Origin of the sequence: Streptomyces sp. NPDC048718 (assembly GCF_043198875.1) — a bacterium.
Classification (GTDB): Bacteria; Actinomycetota; Actinomycetes; order Streptomycetales; family Streptomycetaceae; genus Streptomyces.
In genome coordinates, this window is sequence record NZ_JBICVG010000007.1 from 413,726 (window position 1) to 433,396 (window position 19,671).

Here is a 19,671-nt window from a genome sequence, read left to right on the forward strand (position 1 = left end):
GTGGCAGCAATGAGGATGACCCCTCTGGCTCTGCCTCTAAGGGGTGCGCCTCCACGTGCGGGTACTTCGCATTTTTTAGTCATTTTCCGCCTGCGCGTTCGAGGTCTTGGCCGTCACTACTTGCCTGCGAGAGCCAGGCGAAGTCCGTCTCGCAGGTCGGCCGACGCCTGGGCTACGGACGATCCGTACTCCACGCACTTGGCGCGGGTCGCGGTCTGGACAGGGGCATTGGAGCATTTGAGATCGACATAGCCTCGCGCGGCCGCGACAGTGCTCGTTGATACGCGCCGCAAGGTGATGAAGCCCGGTTCGCCCTCGATCCGTGCGAGTGCTTCCTCGGCGATGGAGTCGATCGAAGTGACCGCCGCGAAGCACTCCTGGCCGAACAAGGTGTCCGCGGACGGTCGGCACGGTGATGTTGTGCCCTCTCCGTAGGACGTGACGTGGCGAGTGAGCTTGGCGTCGATGACGTCCTTCGTTTCCTCTGCCTTCAGTTGCGCGGCGTTCGGCACAGCGGTGTCCGCGGGTTGGACGGCACTGGCGGATGTCGTTGCCTGACCAGGGGCCTTCGAAATGTGCGGGGTGCTGCCCGTCGTTTCCTCACTCGCGCAGGCCGAGGTGGCCATCGTGCAGAGAGCTGCGAGGGCGAGCACCGCTGATACGGCTCTCCCACGCGAGACCGTCATGTGACTCATGGTCGTTACCCCCGAATGTTAGGACGTGGCCAGTTCGTTGGAGGCTCTGCGCACCAAGGCGTCAAATTCCTTGCTGTCACTGTTCAATGTCTCTTCATTGCGGGCGATCAATTCATCTTGAATCTTTGATTCGACGGCGAACCAAATGCCGGTAAGATTCACCGAATCCTTGCACTTCACGTCTGCCTTTGCTGCAGAAATCTCGGCGGGCGTGGGTGAACTGCCGACGATCTTCTCGAGAGGGTCGAGGGGAGTCTTGTAGGAGTAACCGGAATTCGCCATGCAAGACGACCAGTCCTGGAATACCTTCTTTACTTGAGGGTTTTCCTGGGATCGCACGAAGCTGACATTGTTGATCTTCTCGGCCATGCGCTGCCGCGGCTTGATGTTCAGCCGGCGCTGCGCTTCGCCCGAGCAGCCTCCCTGCGGGATTACCTTTCCATTCACCTTGTCGCCGGCCTTGACGCCGACAAGGGGATCCTGATCGCCGATGAACACCTTCTGCTCTGCCTCGGACATGTGCGGAGCCAGTTGGGCCTTCGTTTTATCGCCCAAAAATTCCTTGGGGAGGTGGTATCCATTCGCTTCTGCGAGGGAGATGCTGGATATCCCGTACCGGCGCGGCCTGTTCGCCCCATTTTCGTCCGAGTCCAATGTCTCCGGGCTCGCCGAGGGCGCTTGGTATTGCAGCTGGAACCCTGCCATGCATTTCTTGATCAGCTCGGTGGAGGCGGCTGCGATGCGCGCGTCTTCACCTACCTTGGGAAGGTATCGCTCGATAGGGAACGGGGGGGTTTCGGAGCTCTTGACTATCGAGGGGTCACTGACAGCCAGTCCCTCTGGAATTGCCATCGCATCTTGCTCTGAACGAGCTCCCTCCCGATCTTCCTGTCCTGAAGGCCCGCAACCGGTTACAGCGAGAGTGCTGACAAGGAGCGCGGAAGTGTAGATGACTCTAAGGCGATTCATGGCAGTTCTTCTTTTCGTGGGAATCAGTAAACAGGCCGGCCCCACACCCGGGGTTCCCCTCGGAGTGGAGCCGGCCGAGTGCCAGAAAAGAGGGTCAGATCAGGTCTGGTAGACCATGAACTGGGAGGCGTTGTTGTTGTAGGTGGTGTTCAGATTTCCGTACCACACGGAAGAGCCCTGGTATCCGTAGTTGGGGAAGGAGTCCCAGGATCCGCCCCAGCCGCTGTTGACGTAGACGCGCACAACGAACGGCGAATAGTTGTAAACGGAAGCCGTATTGTTCTTGACGAGCTTGCCCTCGCCGTTCTTGCCGTCGAGTTCATACGCGTAGGGCGGGCAGGCCTGCGAGGTGCACGCCGTTCCGTTGTAGGCGTAGTTGCTCACGTTTCCGAAGATGCATCGCTTCGAGCCGGCGACGCCAGAGTTGTAGTAGAGCCCCAGGCCCATACCTGCAGTTCCACAGGTGACCTGCTTGCCATCCGGCGGCAGTGCGGCGGCGCTGGGCGCCGCAGTCGCGAAGATCAGGCCGATCGCAGCCGTAACCGACATCAGCAGAGCCTTCAGGAATTTCATTTTCCCCTCCTCGTTGGGCCGCTCGCGAGGGGTATGAAATAGGACAGCAACCCTGATTGTCGCCGAACCCGCCCCCCGTGGATACGGCCCCATCCGTCACCGACGGTAGCATTGGGTGACGAGTTCCGCTACGGTTTTCAAGATCCAAATGGCGCGCCTGCGCAGCAGTTGAGAGCCCCTGCGGCTTGGGTTCCAGTGGTCGTCGCAACACCCCAACTCAAGGGGTGCGATGGACTTCGAGATCCGCAGGGGCCGGAAGTCGCAGGGAAGCGAAGAGGCTGACCCGTCCCGCTACCCGGGCCGCCCATGGCTCCTTCACCCTCGCCACCGACACCCCAGTCCACTTCTGCGACCCGGCCAGCCCCTGGCAGCGCGGCTCGAACGAGAACACGAACGGCCTCCTACGCAGTACTTCCCCAGGGCACCGACCTGTCTGCCTACACCCGCGACCACCGCGACGCCGTCGCCGCCGAACTCAACAGCCGCCCACGCAAAACGCTCGGCTGGGAATCCCCAGCCGAGCGCCTGCATAAACTACTCGCGGCCTGACCAACGCAACCATGTGTTGCGACGACCCCTAGAAACCGCCCACCCCGGGGGCTCTCGTCCCCTACGCGCCGCCGGATCAGCCGAGGCCGGGGCCCCGCACCGGGATGTGGGTGAACGTCGGCTCCGGGGCCGGGTTCTGGAAGAAGTCGTTGCCCTTGTCGTCGACGACGATGAACGCCGGGAAGTCCTCGACCTCGATCTTCCAGACCGCCTCCATGCCGAGTTCCTCGTACTCGACGACCTCGACCTTCTTGATGCAGTCCTGCGCGAGCCGGGCCGCCGGGCCGCCGATCGAGCCGAGGTAGAAGCCGCCGTGCGCGTCGCACGCGTCCGTGACCTGCTTGCTGCGGTTGCCCTTGGCCAGCATGACCTTCGAGCCGCCCGCCGCCTGGAACTGCTCCACGTACGAGTCCATCCGGCCGGCCGTCGTCGGGCCGAAGGAACCGGAGGCGTAGCCCTCGGGGGTCTTCGCCGGACCCGCGTAGTAGACCGGGTGGTCCTTCAGGTACTGCGGCATCTCCTCGCCCGCGTCCAGCCGCTCCTTGATCTTGGCGTGCGCGATGTCGCGCGCCACGACCAGCGGACCGGTCAGCGACAGCCGGGTCTTCACCGGGTACTTGGTCAGCTCGGCGAGGATGTCGTCCATCGGCTGGTTGAGGTCGATCTTCACGACCTCGCCCGCGTCCAGGTGGGTGTCCTCGGTGTCCGGCAGGAAGCGCGCCGGGTCGGTCTCCAGCTGCTCCAGGAAGACGCCCTCGGCGGTGATCTTCGCGACGGCCTGACGGTCCGCCGAGCAGGACACGGCGATCGCGACGGGCAGCGAGGCACCGTGCCGGGGCAGGCGCACCACGCGCACGTCGTGGCAGAAGTACTTGCCGCCGAACTGTGCGCCGATGCCGATCTTCTGCGTCAGCTCGAAGACCTTCTCCTCCAGCTCCTGGTCGCGAAAACCGTGGCCGGTCTCGGCGGAGCCCTCGGTGGGCAGCTCGTCCAGGTAGTGCGCGGAGGCGTACTTGGCGGTCTTCAGCGCGAACTCTGCGCTGGTGCCGCCGACCACGATCGCCAGGTGGTACGGCGGGCAGGCCGCCGTACCGAGCGAACGGATCTTCTCCTCCAGGAACTTCATCATGGAGGCCTCGTTGAGGACCGCCTTCGTCTCCTGGTAGAGGAAGGACTTGTTGGCCGAGCCGCCGCCCTTGGCCATGAAGAGGAACTTGTACGCGCCGCCGTCGGTCGCGTACAGCTCGATCTGCGCCGGCAGGTTCGAGCCGGTGTTCTTCTCCTCCCACATGGTCACCGGGGCCATCTGGGAGTAGCGCAGGTTGAGCTTGGTGTACGCGTCGTAGATGCCGTGCGAGAGGGCCTTCGCGTCATCGCCCTGGGTGAGCACGTTCTGACCGCGCTTGCCCATGACGATCGCGGTGCCGGTGTCCTGGCACATGGGCAGCACGCCGGCGGCGGCGATGTTGGCGTTCTTCAGCAGGTCGAGCGCCACGAACTTGTCGTTCGCCGACGCCTCCGGGTCGTCGATGATCCGCCGCAGCTGGGCCAGGTGGGCCGGGCGCAGGTAGTGCTGGATGTCGTGGATGGCCTCGGCGGCGAGCGTGCGCAGGGCCTCCGGCTCGACCTTGAGGAACGTCCGGCCGTCGGCCTCGAAGGTGGAGACACCTTCGGAGGTCACCAGACGGTAGGGCGTGGTGTCCTCGCCGACCGGAAGCAGATCGGAGTACGCAAACTCGGGCATGGGGTGGCCATTCCTCACTCGGCGACAGCAGTACCGCCTCCGTTGGCGGCGCGCCCTCCAGCGTATGCCGCGCGGACGGCGGACGAGGGCGCGGGCCCCATGGGGTGTGCGCCACCTCACGCGGGTCGGGTACGCCGGCCGCGCCGGCCATGTGCCGCCACGCGCGCGTGGCGGCAGTCGGGCCACGCGCGCGTACGCGAGCCGGGCCGCCCTCCGGGCCGCCTTCGGAGACCACGCGCGGACCACTCCCGGATCACGCGCGGATCCCCCGGACCGCTCGCGGGCCGCGCCCCGCCACCCGGCCCTCCGTACGTCCACAGTCAGTACGTTTTGCCTCTGGTCGCGATCTATCGCGTTTCGCTAGGCTGGGGCCGTGGACCTCGAAAAGCAGCCCCAGCAGCCGGCCGCCCCCGCCGAATCGGCCCCCGCGGCCCGGCCCGAATACGCGGACCCGAAGGGGTCGTTGCGGGCCTCGGACGCCGACCGCGACCGGATCGCGGACATCCTCCGGGACGCTCTGGCGGAGGGGCGGCTCGACGCGGAGGAGCACTCCGAGCGGGTCGAGGCCGTCTACCGCGCAAAGACCGTCGGCGAGTTGGAGCCGATCGTGCGCGATCTGCCCGCCGCCCACCCCCGAGGCCCGGAGCCCGCTGCCGCGATGGGGTACGCCCGGACCCCGGGGTACGACGCCGAGCAGGCCGGTGGCCCGGCGGAGAACCTGGTCGCGGTCTTCTCCGCGTCCACTCGCAAGGGCCGCTGGCGGGTGAGCGGCCGCACCAACGCCTTCGCCCTCTTCGGCAACATCGAGATCGACCTGACCGAGGCGATCTTCGAGCAGCGCCTCACCACCATCAACGCCACCTCGATCTTCGGCAACGTCGAGGTCCGCGTCCCGGAGAACGTGAGCCTGCGCGGCAACGGCACCGGCGTCTTCGGCAACTTCGAGGTGACCACGCTGGAGGGCGCCGACCCGCAGGCCCCGGTCGTCGTCGTCAACGGATGGTCGGTCTTCGGCAATGTGGAGGCGCGGCCCAAGCGCGGCAAGTGGGTCACCGACCTTCAGGCGATGATTCAGGACAAGAAGAGGAAATATCTCGGCCACTGACGCCCGCGATCCGCTTCTTTGGGTGACCGGTTTTCGCCATCGGACGTCCGTGCTCCGGAACAGGGGCGCACGCAGTGCATAGGCGCGCGCACAGCGGGTAGGCCTCGTTGCATCGTCGCTCGCCCGCCCGCGGAATGCCGTCGTCAGGAGTAGACCGTGCTGCAGATGCCGCATCAGCCCCTCCGGGTCGCCGCCGTGCCGCCCCAGCGCGCCCCCGCCCGGGAGGACGAGGCGGGCCCCTGGCACGCGGAGGCGGCCTGCCGCAGGGACGAGGCCGGTCTCTTCTTCGCTCCCTCCAAGGAGCCCACCGCCGCCCGGCTGTCCCGCGAGGAGGCGGCCAAGCGGGTCTGCGCCCGCTGCCCCGTGATGGTCGACTGCCGTGAACACGCCCTGCTCCAGCCCGAGCCGTACGGGGTGTGGGGCGGGCTCACCGCCGCCGAGCGCCGGGTCGTCCTCGCCCGGCGCCGGCGCCGGGAGGTCGAGCTGCGCAAGGCCGCGGCGGCCGAGCGGGTCGCGCAGGCCGGCTGACGGACGGATCTGCCGACTGGTCGGCCGGGACGTACCGGACCACGGGACGCGGAGACGGGAACCGGGACCACAGCCCACGGGATACGCGAAGGGGCGCCCACAGGGGGCGCCCCTTTCCGTACCGCGTACCGAGTGCCGCGCGCCGTCCGTGCCGCGCGCCGTCCGTGAAATGGCCGGCAGGCGGCGGGACCGGTGCTACTTCGCCCGGTCGAAGTCGAGGTTGCTGTACGCGCGCAGCTTCGACAGCCGGTGCGTGGAGTCGATCTTCCGGATCGTGCCGGACTTCGAGCGCATGACCAGCGACTGGGTGGTCGCCGTCTCGCCGCGGTAGCGCACCCCGCGCAGCAGCTCGCCGTCGGTGATGCCGGTGGCGACGAAGAACACGTTCTCGCCCGAGACCAGGTCGTTGGTGGTGAGGACGCGGTCCAGGTCGTGGCCGGCGTCGAGGGCACGCCGGCGCTCGGCGTCGTCCTTGGGCCACAGCTTGCCCTGGATCACACCGCCCATGCACTTTATGGCGCAGGCGGAGATGATGCCCTCGGGCGTGCCGCCGATGCCCATCAGCAGGTCGACGCCGGTGCCCTCGCGGGCGGCCATGATGGAGCCGGCCACGTCGCCGTCGGAGATGAACTTGATCCGGGCGCCGGTCTCGCGGATCTCCTTGACGATGCCCTCGTGGCGGGGCCGGTCCAGGACCACCACGGTGACGTCCTCGGCCGTCATGCCCTTGGCCTTGGCGACCCGGCGGATGTTGACCGAGACGGGGGCGTTGATGTCGACGAAGTCCGCGGCCTCGGGGCCGGTGACCAGCTTGTCCATGTAGAAGACCGCGGACGGGTCGAACATCGTGCCGCGGTCGGCGGCTGCCAGGACGGCGATCGCGTTCGGCATGCCCTTGGCGTTGAGCGTGGTGCCGTCGATCGGGTCCACCGCGATGTCGACCTCGGCGCTGGTGCCGTCGCCGACCTGCTCCCCGTTGAAGAGCATCGGGGCTTCGTCCTTCTCGCCCTCCCCGATGACGACGACGCCGTTCATCGAGACGGTGGAGATCAGGGTCCGCATGGCGTTCACCGCCGCGCCGTCCGCGCCGTTCTTGTCGCCGCGGCCGACCCAGCGGCCGGCGGCCATGGCCGCCGCCTCGGTGACGCGGACCAGTTCGAGGGCGAGGTTGCGGTCCGGGGCCTCGGGGGAGACCTCCAGCTCGGGCGGCAGGTGGTGGTGATCGGACATCGAAGCGTCCCTTTCTGTGCGGCGACGGCGACGGCCGGAAAACAAGAGGGTGCCTGTGACTCTATCGCCAGGCTGACAAAATGAGCAGAGGGGCCCACGTATGAGCGCGACCCCCGGATGCGACCATGGGTCCGTGGCAGGTAAGCGAGGCAGGCAGACGGTACGCGGGATGTTCCAGTCCCTCGGGGTGATCGCGATCGCCGCGGGTGTGATGTATCTCTTCATTCCGCACGACGACACGGCGACCCCGGTGAAGGCGAAGGACTACCGGGTGGAGCTGCTGACGGCCCAGCGGGCGGCGCCGTATCCGGTGCTGGCGCCCGAGGGGCTCGGCGACGACTGGAAGGCGACGGTCGTCTCGTACAAGCGCGAGGACGGCAACTCCTGGCGGCTCGGCTTCCTGGACCCCGACACTCAGTACGTGGCGGTCAACCAGTCGACCAAGGACCCGAAGAAGTTCGTCCCCGAGGTCACCCTGAAGGCCGAGAGCACGGGGAAGACGCAGACCGTGGGCGGCCAGGAGTGGCAGCGCTGGGAGGGGCCGAAGTACGACGCCCTCGTGCGCACCGAGGACGGCGCGACGACGGTCGTGACCGGCACGGCGTCGTTCGAGCGGCTGGCCGAGATGGCGGGCCGGCTCCAGGCGAAGAAGGCCTGAGGCTCCGTCCGCGCCGCTGTACCCCTGACATGGCATGACTGGGCACGACATGAGGAAGGCCCCCGGTGCGTCGACGCACCGGGGGCCTTCCTCATGCCCGGGTCACCCGGCTCAGACCGTGGTGACGACCTGCTCGAAGTCCAGGCGCGGGGAGCGCGGGAACCAGGCGTCGTCGCCCGGCTTGCCGATGTTGACGACCATCAGCGGGGTGTGGTCGTCGTCCAGGAACTCCTTCTGGAGGCCGGCGAAGTCGAGACCGGTCATCGGGCCGGCGGCCAGGCCGGCGGCGCGCACGCCGACGATGAAGTACGCGGCCTGGAGGGCGGCGTTCAGCAGCGCGGACTGCTCGCGGACCGGGCGCGCGGCGAAGAACATGTCCTTGGCCTGCGGGAAGTGCGGCAGCAGGGCCGGCAGCTCCTCGTGGAACTCGTTGTCCGCGGAGAGGATCGCGACCAGCGGGGCGGCCTGGGTCTTGGCCTGGTTGCCCTCGGCCATGTGCCCGACCAGGCGCTCGCGTGCCTCGGGGGAGCGGACCAGGGTGATGCGCAGCGGGGTCTGGTTGAAGGCGGTCGGGCCGTACTTGACCAGGTCGTAGATCGCCTGGATCTGCTCGTCGGTCACCGGCTCGTCGGTGAAGGTGTTGGCGGTCCGGGCCTCGCGGAAGAGGAGGTCCTGAGCGGCGGCGTCGAGGACGAGAGACATGCGGCGTACTCCAAAAACGATCGGGTCGCCCGGCGGGGGATCCGGGTGATGGAATGACCGTACGCCCAAGGTAGGTGAAGTTTCAACTACCCTGGGCGGAGTCCAAGCGGATAGTGGTCCTTCACATTCCCGCAGGTCGGCCCGGTGCCCCCCTACTCGCCCGCGCTCTCGCGGCCTCCGTCCTCCGCCCCGCGCTCGGCCGCCAGCGACGCGTCCAGCCGCGCCCTGGCGCCTTCGAGGCGGCGCCGGCACACCTTCGCCAGCTCCTCGCCGCGCTCCCACAGCGCCAGCGACTCCTCCAGGGTCGTGCCGCCGGCCTCCAGGCGCCGTACGACCTCGACGAGCTCGTCGCGGGCCTGCTCGTAGCCGAGGGGGTTCTCGTCGGTGTTCGTCGCGTCTGCCGCGTTCGCTGCCATCGATCCGGTCCTTACTTCTGTTCGTGCTCGGCTTGGTGGGACAGGGGATGAGTGGGATGGGGATGAGGATGAAGGTCGGGTCGGGCCTGATCCAGCCGGCCGGGTCCCGGATACGAGATCCGGGATACGCGCGAGGTCCGCGCGCCGCCCAGAGCCGAAGGGCCCGCGGTCCGGGCCGAGCGGGCCAGGGCCCGGAGGGTCCGGCGGGTCCGGAGGAGCGGAAGGCCCCGGGGCCGCGGTCCGGGGGTCAGGAGTCCGGGCCGTCCGCCGTCCGGCGTACCGCGAACTCGCCCGCCGCCACCCGCGCCCGCAGCTCCTCGCCTTCCGCGACCTCCGCCGGGTCCCGCACCACCGCGCCGTCCGCCCGCTGGAGCACCGCGTACCCCCGCTCCAGCGTCGCCGCCGGTGACAGGGCCCGCACCCGCGCCCGGGTGTGCGCCAGCTCCGAGTCGGCCCGGTCGAGCAGATGCCCGAGGGTCCGCCGGCTGCGGGCGAGCAGCGCGTCGATCTCGTCCGCGCGGACCTCCACCATCCGCTGCGGATGCTCCATCACCGGCCGGGCCAGCGCCTGCGCGAGACCCCGTTCCTCGCGCTCCACCAGCCCCCGTACGGTCCGCAGCGCCCGGTCCCGCAGCAGCCGCACCCGCTCCAGCTCCTCGCCCACGTCCGGCACCACCTTCTTGGCGGCGTCCGTGGGCGTCGACGCCCGCAGGTCCGCGACCAGGTCGAGCAGCGGGGTGTCCGGCTCGTGGCCGATGGCGGACACCACCGGCGTACGGCAGTCGGCAACCGCCCGCACCAGCTGCTCGTCGGAGAACGGCAGCAAGTCCTCGACGCTGCCGCCGCCCCGCGCCACGATGATCACGTCCACGTCCCCGTGGGCGTCCAGCTCCTTGACCGCCCGCACGACCTGCGGCACGGCGCGTACGCCCTGCACCGCCACATTGCGCACCTCGAAGCGGACGGCGGGCCAGCGGCGCCGCGCGTTCTCCAGGACATCGCGCTCGGCCGCCGACGCCCGCCCGCAGACCAGCCCGACCAGCCGGGGCAGGAACGGCACCGGCTTCTTGCGGTCCAGCGCGAACAGCCCCTCGGCGGCGAGCGCCCGCTTGAGCTGTTCGAGCCGGGCCAGCAGCTCGCCGATCCCCACCGGGCGGATCTCCGCCGCGCGCAGCGACAGCTGCCCCCGCGGGGCGTACCACTCCGGCTTCGCGTGCACGACGACCCGGGCGCCCTCCGAGACGACGTCGGCGACGGCGTCGAAGACCTGGCGGTAGCAGGTGACGTTGATCGAGATGTCGTGCGACGGGTCGTGCAGCGTCAGGAACACCACCCCGGCGCCGGGGCGCCGGGACAGCTGCGTGATCTGCCCCTCGACCCAGATCGCGCCGAGCCGGTCGATCCAGCCCCCGATGAGCCGGGAGACCTCCCCGACGGGCAGCGGGGTGTCGGCGGACGTGTTCAGAGCCATGCGCCGAGCGTAACGGCCACCCCGGACAGTGGGCAGGGCTCGTACGGGAGAGGACGGGACGGATCACCGGGATCCTGGTGATCCGTACGGCGACCGTACGGCGACCGTACGGGCAGGCCACCCCGGCGGACCGGGACCCGGGCGATCCAGCGGATCCCGCGGCCCCCGCCCCGCCCCGGAACCGCCCCCGCCCCGCCTCACACCTCCCGCCGCGCCCCCTGCACCGCCAGGATCACCAGCCCCACACCCAGCCACACCACGCCCACCACCTGCGCCGACGGCGACGCCTCCACGATCACCGCGATCAGGATCGCCGCGCCCACCACCGGCGCCACCACATGCGGCAGCAAGCGCGGCGGCCCCGCCATCCGGCGTACCGCGAACCACCCGACCACGCTCGCGTGCAGCAGGACGAAGGCCGTCAGCGCCCCGACGTTGACCACCGACACCAACTCGTCGAGCCCGTTGTCCCGGCGCGCCGCCCACACCGCCGCGACCAGCGTGATCACCGCCGCCACCAGCAGCGCCACGCGTGGCACGCCCCCGTCCGTCCGGGCCAGCGCCCTCGGCAGCCGTCGGCCCCGGCCCATCGCGAACAGCAGCCGCGCGCCCGCCGCCTGCCCGGCGAGCGCCGCGAAGGCCGCGCCGATCGCCTTGGACACCGCGACGAGATCGTGCAGCCAGCCGCCCACCGACACGTCGACCGCGTCGTAGAAGGCCGGACCCTGGAGCGACGGGTTCGCCGCCAGGTTCGTCGACGTCTCCGGCTCCAGGAGCGCCACCAGCCAGGTCTGCGCCACGAACAGCACACCCGCGAGGGCCAGACAGAACAGCACCGCCCGCGCCACCTTCGCCGAGCCGCCGGTCACCTCCTCGGCGAAGCTCGCGATGGCGTCGAAGCCGAGGTACGACAGCACCGCCACCGACACCGCGCCGAGCACCGCGACCGCCGAGAACCCGTGGTCGCCGACGAGCGGCGACCACCACTCGCGCCGTACCCCGTCCCGCGTGAGCACGACGATCGCGGAGACGACGAAGACCAGCAGCACCCCGATCTCCATCGCGAGGACCGCGAAGCCGACGCGGGCCGCCGCCCGCACCCCCCACAGATTGAGCAGCGTGGTGACGACGACCGCGATCCCCGTCCAGATCCACCGGTCCACTTGCGGCACCAGCGCCTCCATGGCGATGCCCGCGAAGAGATAGGCGACGGCCGGGATGAGCAGGTAGTCGAGCATCGCCATCCAGCCCGCGATGAAACCGGTGCCCTCGCCCAGCGCCCTGCGCGCGTACGCGAAGACCGATCCGGCCTGCGGGACGACTCGCACCATCTGCGCGTAACTGAACGCCGTGAACGCCATCGCGACCGTCGCCACCAGGTAGACCAGCGCCACCGCGCCGCCGGACTTCGCGTCCAGCGTGCCGAAGACGCCGACCGGGGCCATCGGGGCGATGAAGAGGAGCCCGTACACGACCAGATCGCGGAAACCGAGCGCGCGCCGCAGCCGCCCGTCCTCCGCCGCCGGGGTGCTCGGGGTGTTCGGGGCCAGGGGGTCCGCCATGGGGCCAGTCTCGGCCACGCCGCCGGGCATTTGGCTGACCAAAACGCCGACCGGCGCGGCCTTACGATGGGACGCATGACTGCAACGCCCGCGTCGACGCCCGCGTCCGCCCGCCCGAAGCGTGTCCTGCTCGCCGCCCCCCGCGGCTACTGCGCGGGTGTGGACCGTGCCGTGATCGCCGTGGAGAAGGCCCTGGAGCAGTACGGCGCCCCGATCTACGTCCGGCACGAGATCGTCCACAACAAGTACGTGGTACGCACCCTGGAGCGGAAGGGCGCGATCTTCGTCGACCAGGCGACCGAGGTCCCGCCGGGCAACATCGTGATGTTCTCCGCGCACGGCGTCGCCCCGACCGTGCACGAGGAGGCCCGCCGCGGCCGGCTCGCCACCATCGACGCCACCTGCCCGCTGGTCACCAAGGTCCACAAGGAGGCCGTGCGGTTCGCCAACGAGGACTTTGACATCCTCCTCATCGGCCATGAGGGCCACGAGGAGGTCATCGGCACCTCCGGCGAGGCCCCCGACCACATCCAGCTCGTCGACGGCCCCGACGACGTCGCGAAGATCGAGGTCCGCGACCCGTCCCGGGTCGTCTGGCTCTCCCAGACCACCCTCTCGGTCGACGAGACCATGGAGACGGTCGGCGCGCTGAAGGAGCGCTTCCCCGAGCTGATCTCCCCGCCGTCCGACGACATCTGCTACGCGACGCAGAACCGTCAGATCGCCGTCAAGGAGCTGGCCGGCCAGGCCGAGCTGGTGATCGTCGTCGGTTCGAAGAACTCCTCGAACTCGCAGCGCATGGTCGACGTCGCCCTCCAGGCCGGCGCCCCCGCCGCGTACCTCGTCGACTTCGCGAGCGAGATCGACGAGAGCTGGCTGGAGGGTGTCACCAGCGTCGGCCTGTCCTCGGGCGCGTCGGTGCCGGACGTGCTGGTCCAGGAGGTCCTGGAGTGGCTGTCGCAGCGCGGCTACCTGGATGTCGAGCTGGTCAAGACGGCCGACGAGACGCTGACCTTCTCGCTGCCGAAGGAGCTGCGCGACAAGAACCTGCGGGCCGTGGCGGAGTCCCTCGGCAAGGAGTGACCCGCCCGGAGCACGGTCCGGCGCCCCGCCCCGCCCGTCGCCCGGCGGTGCGGGGCGCACACCGCGGAAGCGGCTCGCCCGTCGAGCAGTGACGGAGCGCTCCTGCCCGTAACGTGGAGTCCATGAACGTCTTCGGCAACGTCTTCGGCGTGGACATCGGCGGCTCGGGCATCAAGGGCGCCCCCGTGGACCTGACCCGTGGCGACCTCGCCCAGCCCCGCCACAAGGTACTCACCCCGCAGCCCGCGACGCCCGACGACGTCGCGGGCCGCGTCGTCGAGGTCGTCAGCCACTTCGGCTGGTCGGGGCCGGTCGGCGTCACCTTCCCCGGCGTCGTGACCGGTTCCACGATCCGCACGGCCGCCAACGTCGACAAGAACTGGATCGGCGTCGACGCCGGCAAGCTCCTCGGCGACCGCCTCGGCGGGCTGCCCGTCACCGTCCTCAACGACGCCGACGCCGCCGGCATCGCCGAGATGTCCTTCGGCGCGGGCCGGGGCCGCCAGGGCACCGTCATCCTCCTCACCCTCGGTACGGGCATCGGCTCGGCCGTCTTCCGCGACGGCGTCCTCGTCCCCAACACCGAACTGGGCCACCTGGAACTCAAGGGCCACGACGCCGAGAAGCGCGCCTCGTCGAAGGCGCGCGAGGACGAGGAGCTGACCTGGGAACACTGGGCGACCCGGCGGCTCCAGAAGTACCTGGCGCACGTGGAGATGCTCTTCTCGCCGGAACTGTTCATCATCGGCGGCGGCGTCAGCCGGAAGGCCGACAAGTTCCTGCCGCTGATCGAGGGCATCGAGGCGGAGATCATCCCGGCGCAGCTTCAGAACAACGCGGGGATCGTCGGTGCGGCGATGGCGGCGCGGACGGCGTCGGGGGCGCTTTAGAGGTCGAACGCGGCGCGGCACAGCCGGGAGACGACCCGGGGACGGCCGAGGGGCGAACGCGGCCCGGACGGCGGGGCCCGGGGTGCCTCTCCCGGGGAACGCGGGCGCTAACTCCGTTCGGGGGCGGGACGCCGTACCGGCCGTACGGGAGGCTGCCCGCCGGGCCCGCCGCCTGTTCCCCCCGGTCCGCCGGTGGCGCCGCGCTGGCGCCGGTTCATGTCCCGCACCTTGCGTACGCTCGCGATGACACCGGCGACGAGCGTGCCCCCGTACAGCCACCCGGCGTGCACGGCCAGCGCCGTCACCAGGGCCATGGCCTGGCCGCCGACCCCGCCCGTACCGCCCGAGACGGGTACTACACCGACGGCGAACGCGATCGGGACCGCGATCGGGGCCGTGACCAGGTCGGCGGGCCGCACCCAGGCCGCGGTCAGCGCGCTGACCGGTAGGAAGAGCAGGCCGAAGAAGGCGGCGGAGCCGTCGAACAGCAGCCAGTCGAGGAACCCGATCACCAGCATGACCGCCGAGGCGAACAGCCCCGCGCCGAGCCCGGTGAGCCGGGGGTGGGGCAGCCCGCGCAGCGCCGCGGCCACCGGGGGCTCGGGCCGCTCGACCCTGGGCCGGCCCGGGCGCGGCTTCGCGGCGACCCGGTAGACCGCCGCGCCCTCCACGAGGGCGCCGGGCGGGGCCGGGGGGCTCTGCGGCCGGCCCGCGGCAGGGCGGCGGGCCGGCGATTTACGTGTCCTGTGCTGCTGCTCCACACCACCAACGTAGGTCGGAATGGGCCGGATACCGGGTTCGGGACACGCCCTTTGGGTGACGTTGGCGCGAAGAGCGCCGTCGGGGCCGGGTTCCGTGCGCCCGTAAACTGGGGGCATTCGCATCCACTGCTTCTAGGGAAGTCGCCACCGTGTCGCTCACGATTGGAATCGTCGGCCTGCCGAACGTCGGCAAGTCGACCCTGTTCAACGCCCTGACCAAGAACGACGTGCTGGCGGCCAACTACCCGTTCGCCACGATCGAGCCCAACGTCGGCGTCGTCGGCGTGCCCGACCCCCGGCTCACCAAGCTCGCCGAGATCTTCGGCTCGCAGCGCATCCTCCCGGCGACCGTCGACTTCGTCGACATCGCGGGCATCGTGCGCGGCGCGAGCGAGGGCGAGGGCCTGGGCAACAAGTTCCTGGCGAACATCCGCGAGTCGGACGCCATCTGCCAGGTCATCCGCGCCTTCAAGGACGAGAACGTCGTCCACGTCGACGGCAAGGTCTCGCCGAAGGACGACATCGAGACGATCAACACCGAGCTGATCCTCGCCGACCTCCAGACCATCGAGAAGGTCCTGCCGCGCCTCCAGAAGGAGTCCCGGATCAAGAAGGACGTGGGCCCGAAGGTCGCGGCGGTCGAGGCGGTCAAGGAGATCCTGGAGCGCGGCGACACCCTCTTCTCGCAGGGGATCGTCCAGGGCTCGGAGAAGGCCGAGCTGCTGCACGACCTGCACCTGCTCACCACCAAGCCGTTCCTCTACGTCTTCAACGTCGACGAGGACGAGCTGACCGACGAGGCCTTCAAGGACGAGCAGCGCGCCCTTGTCGCCCCGGCCGAGGCGATCTTCCTCAACGCCAAGCTGGAGGCCGACCTGGCCGAGCTGGACGAGGAGGACGCCATGGAGCTGCTCCAGTCCGTCGGCGCCGAGGAGCCGGGCCTGGCCATCCTCGCCCGCGTCGGCTTCGACACCCTCGGCATGCAGACCTACCTGACGGCCGGCCCGAAGGAATCCCGCGCCTGGACGATCAAGAAGGGCGCCACCGCCCCCGAGGCCGCCGGTGTCATCCACACCGACTTCCAGAAGGGCTTCATCAAGGCCGAGGTCATCTCCTTCGCCGACCTGGTCGCCACCGGCTCGGTCGCCGAGGCCCGCGCCCAGGGCAAGGCCCGCATGGAGGGCAAGGAGTACGTCATGCAGGACGGCGACGTGGTGGAGTTCCGCTTCAACGTGTGATCGATCTGCTACTGACGCTGGGTGATCCGCCAAGCGTGCAGGCCGGAAGGGGCCGGCTCCTGATGGAGCCGGCCCCTTCGTCGTCACCGCGCTGGAGAGGTGCTGGATATTCCGACGCCGGTTCAGTCGATATCAGGTGGCGTAAACGGTGGAGCGGTGTCCGACGTGAACCACCCAGACCACCAGCTCCCCGTTGTCGATCGTGTAGACGACTCGGTAGTCGCCGACTCGCAGGCGACGGCGTTCAGGCTGCGAGACGAGTGCGGTCGTATGGAAGCCGAAGGGATCCCTCTCCAGCTCGGTCAGCTTGGCCAGGATGCGCAGCGCCATGTCACGGGGGATCTTCCCAAGCTCGGCCTGCGCCTCGGGGCGGAAGACGGTTCGGTACTCACTCACCGCGCGCCAGCGTCTCCCTCATGACGTCCTCGATCGGGATGCCGGGGGCCGGGTTGGCCATGCGCTCGTCGATGATCCGGTTGATCTCGCGCTCTTCCCATTCCTGGTACTTGCGCAGCACCTCGATGGAGACGACGGCGGCGACCTGCTTGCCTCGGCGCGTGATGACCGTGGGCACGTCGTCGCGGTCCGCACGCTCTACGACTTCCGCCAGGTGGGCGCGCACGTCGCGGATGGACTCTATGGGCAGCGGCTGCGTCATGCGCTCAAGCGTACCGAGTGTGCCATGTGTACACCACCTCTCGGTGCTGGATGTGCCGGATGCGCCGGATGAACCCGCGCCGTGCCGGATGGGTGCTGGATGAAGCCGGGCCGTGCCGCCGATGCGGTCCCGGGGAAGGCGACGGTCGGGTATCACTGGGCGGGTGAACCAGCCCGCCCGGCCGGATGCCGGCGGATCCTGGGGCAGCCGACGACAGCAGGGAGACCCGGGTGCAGGGGCCGTCCGTATCACGGCGTTCGATCAAGAAGTGCGAACAAGCGTGGCTCCAGGGAGTCGCGCAGCTGAGGCAGGGCAATCGGGCGGCCGCGGCCGCGGCCTTTCACGAGGCCGCCACGCAGAACCCGCTGGCCGCCGACGCCTGGCTGGGACTCCATGCCACAGGACAGCTCCAGGGCCAGGCGATCGAGACCATGCACGCTCAGGCGCACTCCTTCGGGGCCCTGCGCACGAAGCTGCAGACCCCGTTGTCCTCCCGGTTCATGATCGGGGGCTACGTGGACTTCCGTCTGGAGCGGCCCCGCGACCTGTGGCTGGCGAGGGCGGCGAAGCTCCTGGACGACGGTTTGCCCGATCAGGCGTGGAGCATGCTCTCCCACGCCATGCTCGACTGCGACGAGACCCGTTTCGTCTGCGCGCGCTATGCCCTGATGAAGAAGGACTGGCCCCTTCTCCAGACCTTCGCCGAAGGAATCCAGGACTCCTTCCTGCGGGACGAGTCGCAGCTCTGGGTCGCGGCCGGCCTCATCGCCCAATCGGTGTCCCACGAGGCGCTCAACGCGTTGAGCCCACTCCCGCGCGCGCTGACCGACAACGCCGGGTTCCTCGGGGAGACCGCCTATCTGCGAGGCCTCGCGTACGAGCAGCTCGGTCGGGACGAGGACGCCTTGAAGCAGTTCCAGACCGCTTTCCGGTACAGCCCGACCCTGGCGGATGTGGCTCAGCGGGCGAGGGCGGTGGTCCCGCCCACACCCGCTGAGCGCGTGCCCGCCCAGGCGGCCGGTGCCGTACGGGAACAGGGTGCGCAATCCGCCGACGGCACCTTGAGCGACGAGGAGCGCTCGGCCTTGCTGGACGAGGCGATGGCCGAACTGGACGGGATGGTCGGCCTGGCCCCGGTGAAACGCCAGGTGCGGAGCATGTCGGCACAGCTGAGGATGGCGATGATCCGCCGTGACCAGGGTCTGGCCGCAGCACCGTCACCCCAGCATCTGGTGTTCGCCGGGCCGCCCGGAACGGGCAAGACCACGGTCGCCCGTGTGGTGGGCAAGGTCTTCGCGGGGCTCGGCCTGCTGGCCCGGGGCCACGTCGTCGAGGCCCAGCGCGTCGACCTCGTGGGCCAGCACCTCGGAGAGACGGCGATCAAGACGTCCAAGATCATCGACGAGGCCCTGGACGGTGTTCTCTTCATCGACGAGGCGTATGCCCTGTCCAACACCGGGTACTCCGGTGGCGACGCCTTCGGCAAGGAGGCCCTGCAGGTGCTCCTCAAGCGGGCCGAGGACGACCGGCACCGCCTGGTCGTGGTGCTCGCCGGGTATCCGGACGAGATCGCCGGCCTCCTGTCCACCAACCCGGGCCTCGCCTCCCGCTTCAGCACACGGGTGGACTTCCCCTCTTACTCGGCCGACGAGCTGGCGCGGATCGCGGAATCGTTCGTGGGCGCCCAGGGCGACGCACTGACGGACGAGGCGGCGGTCGCGCTGCGCGCGTCCTGCGACCTCGTCGTCGCCGACGGCACGATCGACCGGCTCGGAAACGGCCGTTTCGCGCGCGAAATCGCCCGGAGGGCCGCCGCGGTGCGGGACCTTCGTGTCTACGACGTGCACGGAAGCTCGGGAGTCCCGTCGGAGGCCGAGCTCATCCTGCTGCACGTGGGCGATGTCATGGATGCCCACCAGGAGCTCATGGAGAGCGTCACGCCAGACCGCTGACCGAGCGGCGCCGCGTGTGCCGGGGCCGGGACGGGACGGACCGGCCCTGGGAGGGGCTTGACACCGGCTTCTCTGATCCGTACTGTTCTCCGAGTTGTCCGACGTGAGCACCGGCCCCGGCCGGCCCCGGACAGCGATTCCGCAAGAACCACTTACGCCTGAGGGTGTCGATTCGTCGTCCCGTCATGCGTTCCGTTTTTCTTGCGAAATGAGGAATCCGCGTTCGAGCTTCGGACGCAGCCGCCGATTAGCTCGGGGGCCGGGAATCCGCTAAAGTCTCACCAGTCGGAACGGCCGCCCAGCGGCCGGGAAGACGAAATCCCGCCGACCGGGAATCGGAGCCGAAAGGGTCTGATAAAGTCGGAAAGCGCCGAAAGGGCCCGAGGGTGAAAGCCTGAAGGAACGGAAAGCGCGGAGCGGATCGGATCGAAAAGGTCTGATAAGCTCGAAACGCCGGAAGGGAACGGAAGCGAAAGCGACCGGGACCGGAAAGCACCGAGGAAATCGGATCGGAAAGATCTGATAGAGTCGGAAACGAAGGAAGCGCCCGGAGGAAAGCCCGAGAGGGTCAGTACAAAGGAAGCGTCCGCACCTTGAGAACTCAACAGCGTGCCAAAAATCAACGCCAGATTAGTTGATACCCCGTCCATCTTCGGATGGTCGAGGTTCCTTTGAAAAAGTCCTTCCGCGAGGAAGGCGCACAGCGAGGACGCTGTGAACAGTCGGCCACATTCCGGCCTGACTGTTCCGCTCTCGTGTGTGTTGCACCGGCTGTATTAATTTACTGGCCGAGTAAACATTCACGGAGAGTTTGATCCTGGCTCAGGACGAACGCTGGCGGCGTGCTTAACACATGCAAGTCGAACGATGAAGCCCTTCGGGGTGGA

At 69.2% G+C, this 19,671-nt stretch carries 19 protein-coding genes, 1 rRNA gene and 1 pseudogene; 9 read left to right on the forward strand and 12 right to left on the reverse strand.

The annotated features are described in order from the left end of the window. Positions 1–116: 116 nt before the first annotated feature. From ACGFRB_RS16575 to ACGFRB_RS16585, 3 genes are all read right to left on the reverse strand, one after another. A complete protein-coding gene (locus ACGFRB_RS16575; protein WP_393243617.1) occupies positions 117–686 on the reverse strand; it encodes a hypothetical protein in 570 nt (189 codons plus the stop codon). 27 nt (positions 687–713) lie between these two features. Next, entirely contained in the window at positions 714–1,547 is an 834-nt protein-coding gene (locus ACGFRB_RS16580; RefSeq protein WP_393243619.1) for a hypothetical protein, read from the reverse strand. 216 nt (positions 1,548–1,763) lie between these two features. Beyond that, positions 1,764–2,237 (reverse strand): hypothetical protein, encoded by a 474-nt coding sequence (locus ACGFRB_RS16585; protein ID WP_363011376.1) that lies wholly within the window; start codon positions 2,235–2,237, stop codon positions 1,764–1,766. A gap of 299 nt (positions 2,238–2,536) precedes the next feature. Here ACGFRB_RS16585 and ACGFRB_RS16590 point away from each other — a divergent pair. Then, positions 2,537–2,786, forward strand: a pseudogene (locus ACGFRB_RS16590) (transposase); the annotation flags it as partial. Positions 2,787–2,862: 76 nt separating this feature from the next. On the opposite strand, the gene ACGFRB_RS16595 reads toward ACGFRB_RS16590, so the two are convergent. Further along, positions 2,863–4,530 (reverse strand): fumarate hydratase, encoded by a 1,668-nt coding sequence (locus tag ACGFRB_RS16595; RefSeq protein WP_361238473.1) that lies wholly within the window; start codon positions 4,528–4,530, stop codon positions 2,863–2,865. A gap of 373 nt (positions 4,531–4,903) precedes the next feature. Here ACGFRB_RS16595 and ACGFRB_RS16600 point away from each other — a divergent pair, with 373 nt between their 5' ends. Together ACGFRB_RS16600 and ACGFRB_RS16605 are read left to right on the forward strand one after the other, a co-directional pair. Next, positions 4,904–5,635: a DUF1707 domain-containing protein gene (locus tag ACGFRB_RS16600; protein WP_393243621.1), complete on the forward strand. Its 732-nt coding sequence runs from the start codon at positions 4,904–4,906 to the stop codon at positions 5,633–5,635. A gap of 156 nt (positions 5,636–5,791) precedes the next feature. Beyond that, positions 5,792–6,163, forward strand: coding sequence for a WhiB family transcriptional regulator (locus ACGFRB_RS16605; RefSeq protein WP_361238479.1), 372 nt, complete (start codon positions 5,792–5,794; stop codon positions 6,161–6,163). 195 nt (positions 6,164–6,358) lie between these two features. Here the strand turns inward: ACGFRB_RS16605 and glpX are convergent, their stop codons facing one another. Then, a complete protein-coding gene (gene glpX / locus ACGFRB_RS16610; protein ID WP_393243623.1) occupies positions 6,359–7,393 on the reverse strand; it encodes a class II fructose-bisphosphatase in 1,035 nt (344 codons plus the stop codon). 133 nt (positions 7,394–7,526) lie between these two features. On the opposite strand from glpX, the gene ACGFRB_RS16615 reads away from it, so the two are divergent. Then, complete coding sequence (locus ACGFRB_RS16615) at positions 7,527–8,051, forward strand: DUF4245 domain-containing protein (protein WP_393243625.1); 525 nt, start codon at positions 7,527–7,529, stop codon at positions 8,049–8,051. A gap of 111 nt (positions 8,052–8,162) precedes the next feature. Here ACGFRB_RS16615 and ACGFRB_RS16620 read toward each other — a convergent pair whose 3' ends face one another. The 4 genes from ACGFRB_RS16620 to ACGFRB_RS16635 all read right to left on the reverse strand — a co-directional run bounded on the left by ACGFRB_RS16620 (position 8,163) and on the right by ACGFRB_RS16635 (position 12,202). After that, positions 8,163–8,753 (reverse strand): malonic semialdehyde reductase, encoded by a 591-nt coding sequence (locus ACGFRB_RS16620; RefSeq protein WP_361238488.1) that lies wholly within the window; start codon positions 8,751–8,753, stop codon positions 8,163–8,165. 152 nt (positions 8,754–8,905) lie between these two features. Further along, entirely contained in the window at positions 8,906–9,169 is a 264-nt protein-coding gene (locus tag ACGFRB_RS16625; protein WP_393243627.1) for an exodeoxyribonuclease VII small subunit, read from the reverse strand. Between the two features lie 247 nt (positions 9,170–9,416). Continuing rightward, positions 9,417–10,640, reverse strand: a complete 1,224-nt coding sequence (xseA, locus tag ACGFRB_RS16630) for an exodeoxyribonuclease VII large subunit (RefSeq protein WP_393243629.1) — start codon at positions 10,638–10,640, stop codon at positions 9,417–9,419. 197 nt (positions 10,641–10,837) lie between these two features. Then, the gene (locus tag ACGFRB_RS16635) at positions 10,838–12,202 is read right to left on the reverse strand and encodes an APC family permease (RefSeq protein WP_393243631.1); all 1,365 of its coding nucleotides are present in this window, start codon (positions 12,200–12,202) and stop codon (positions 10,838–10,840) included. A gap of 66 nt (positions 12,203–12,268) precedes the next feature. Between ACGFRB_RS16635 and ACGFRB_RS16640 the strand changes: the two genes are divergently transcribed. Both ACGFRB_RS16640 and ppgK read left to right on the forward strand, forming a co-directional pair. Next, a complete protein-coding gene (locus tag ACGFRB_RS16640; protein ID WP_393243633.1) occupies positions 12,269–13,285 on the forward strand; it encodes a 4-hydroxy-3-methylbut-2-enyl diphosphate reductase in 1,017 nt (338 codons plus the stop codon). Positions 13,286–13,407: 122 nt separating this feature from the next. After that, entirely contained in the window at positions 13,408–14,175 is a 768-nt protein-coding gene (ppgK, locus tag ACGFRB_RS16645; RefSeq protein ID WP_393243635.1) for a polyphosphate--glucose phosphotransferase, read from the forward strand. Between the two features lie 107 nt (positions 14,176–14,282). On the opposite strand, the gene ACGFRB_RS16650 is transcribed toward ppgK, so the two are convergent. Then, positions 14,283–14,936, reverse strand: a complete 654-nt coding sequence (locus ACGFRB_RS16650; RefSeq protein WP_393243637.1) for a DUF6542 domain-containing protein — start codon at positions 14,934–14,936, stop codon at positions 14,283–14,285. Positions 14,937–15,085: 149 nt separating this feature from the next. Between ACGFRB_RS16650 and ychF the strand changes: the two genes are divergently transcribed. After that, on the forward strand, positions 15,086–16,174 hold the full coding sequence (gene ychF / locus ACGFRB_RS16655) for a redox-regulated ATPase YchF (protein WP_393243639.1): 1,089 nt from the start codon (positions 15,086–15,088) through the stop codon (positions 16,172–16,174). 132 nt (positions 16,175–16,306) lie between these two features. Here ychF and ACGFRB_RS16660 read toward each other — a convergent pair whose 3' ends face one another. After that, positions 16,307–16,570: a type II toxin-antitoxin system RelE/ParE family toxin gene (locus ACGFRB_RS16660; RefSeq protein WP_393243641.1), complete on the reverse strand. Its 264-nt coding sequence runs from the start codon at positions 16,568–16,570 to the stop codon at positions 16,307–16,309. Next, positions 16,563–16,832, reverse strand: a complete 270-nt coding sequence (locus tag ACGFRB_RS16665) for a type II toxin-antitoxin system Phd/YefM family antitoxin (protein ID WP_381310553.1) — start codon at positions 16,830–16,832, stop codon at positions 16,563–16,565. Before ACGFRB_RS16665 ends, ACGFRB_RS16660 begins: the two co-directional genes overlap by 8 nt. 230 nt (positions 16,833–17,062) lie before the next feature. On the opposite strand from ACGFRB_RS16665, the gene ACGFRB_RS16670 reads away from it, so the two are divergent. Further along, positions 17,063–18,784: an AAA family ATPase gene (locus tag ACGFRB_RS16670; protein ID WP_393243643.1), complete on the forward strand. Its 1,722-nt coding sequence runs from the start codon at positions 17,063–17,065 to the stop codon at positions 18,782–18,784. A 799-nt stretch (positions 18,785–19,583) separates the two neighbouring features. Beyond that, positions 19,584–19,671 (forward strand): 16S ribosomal RNA (locus tag ACGFRB_RS16675); the annotation flags it as partial.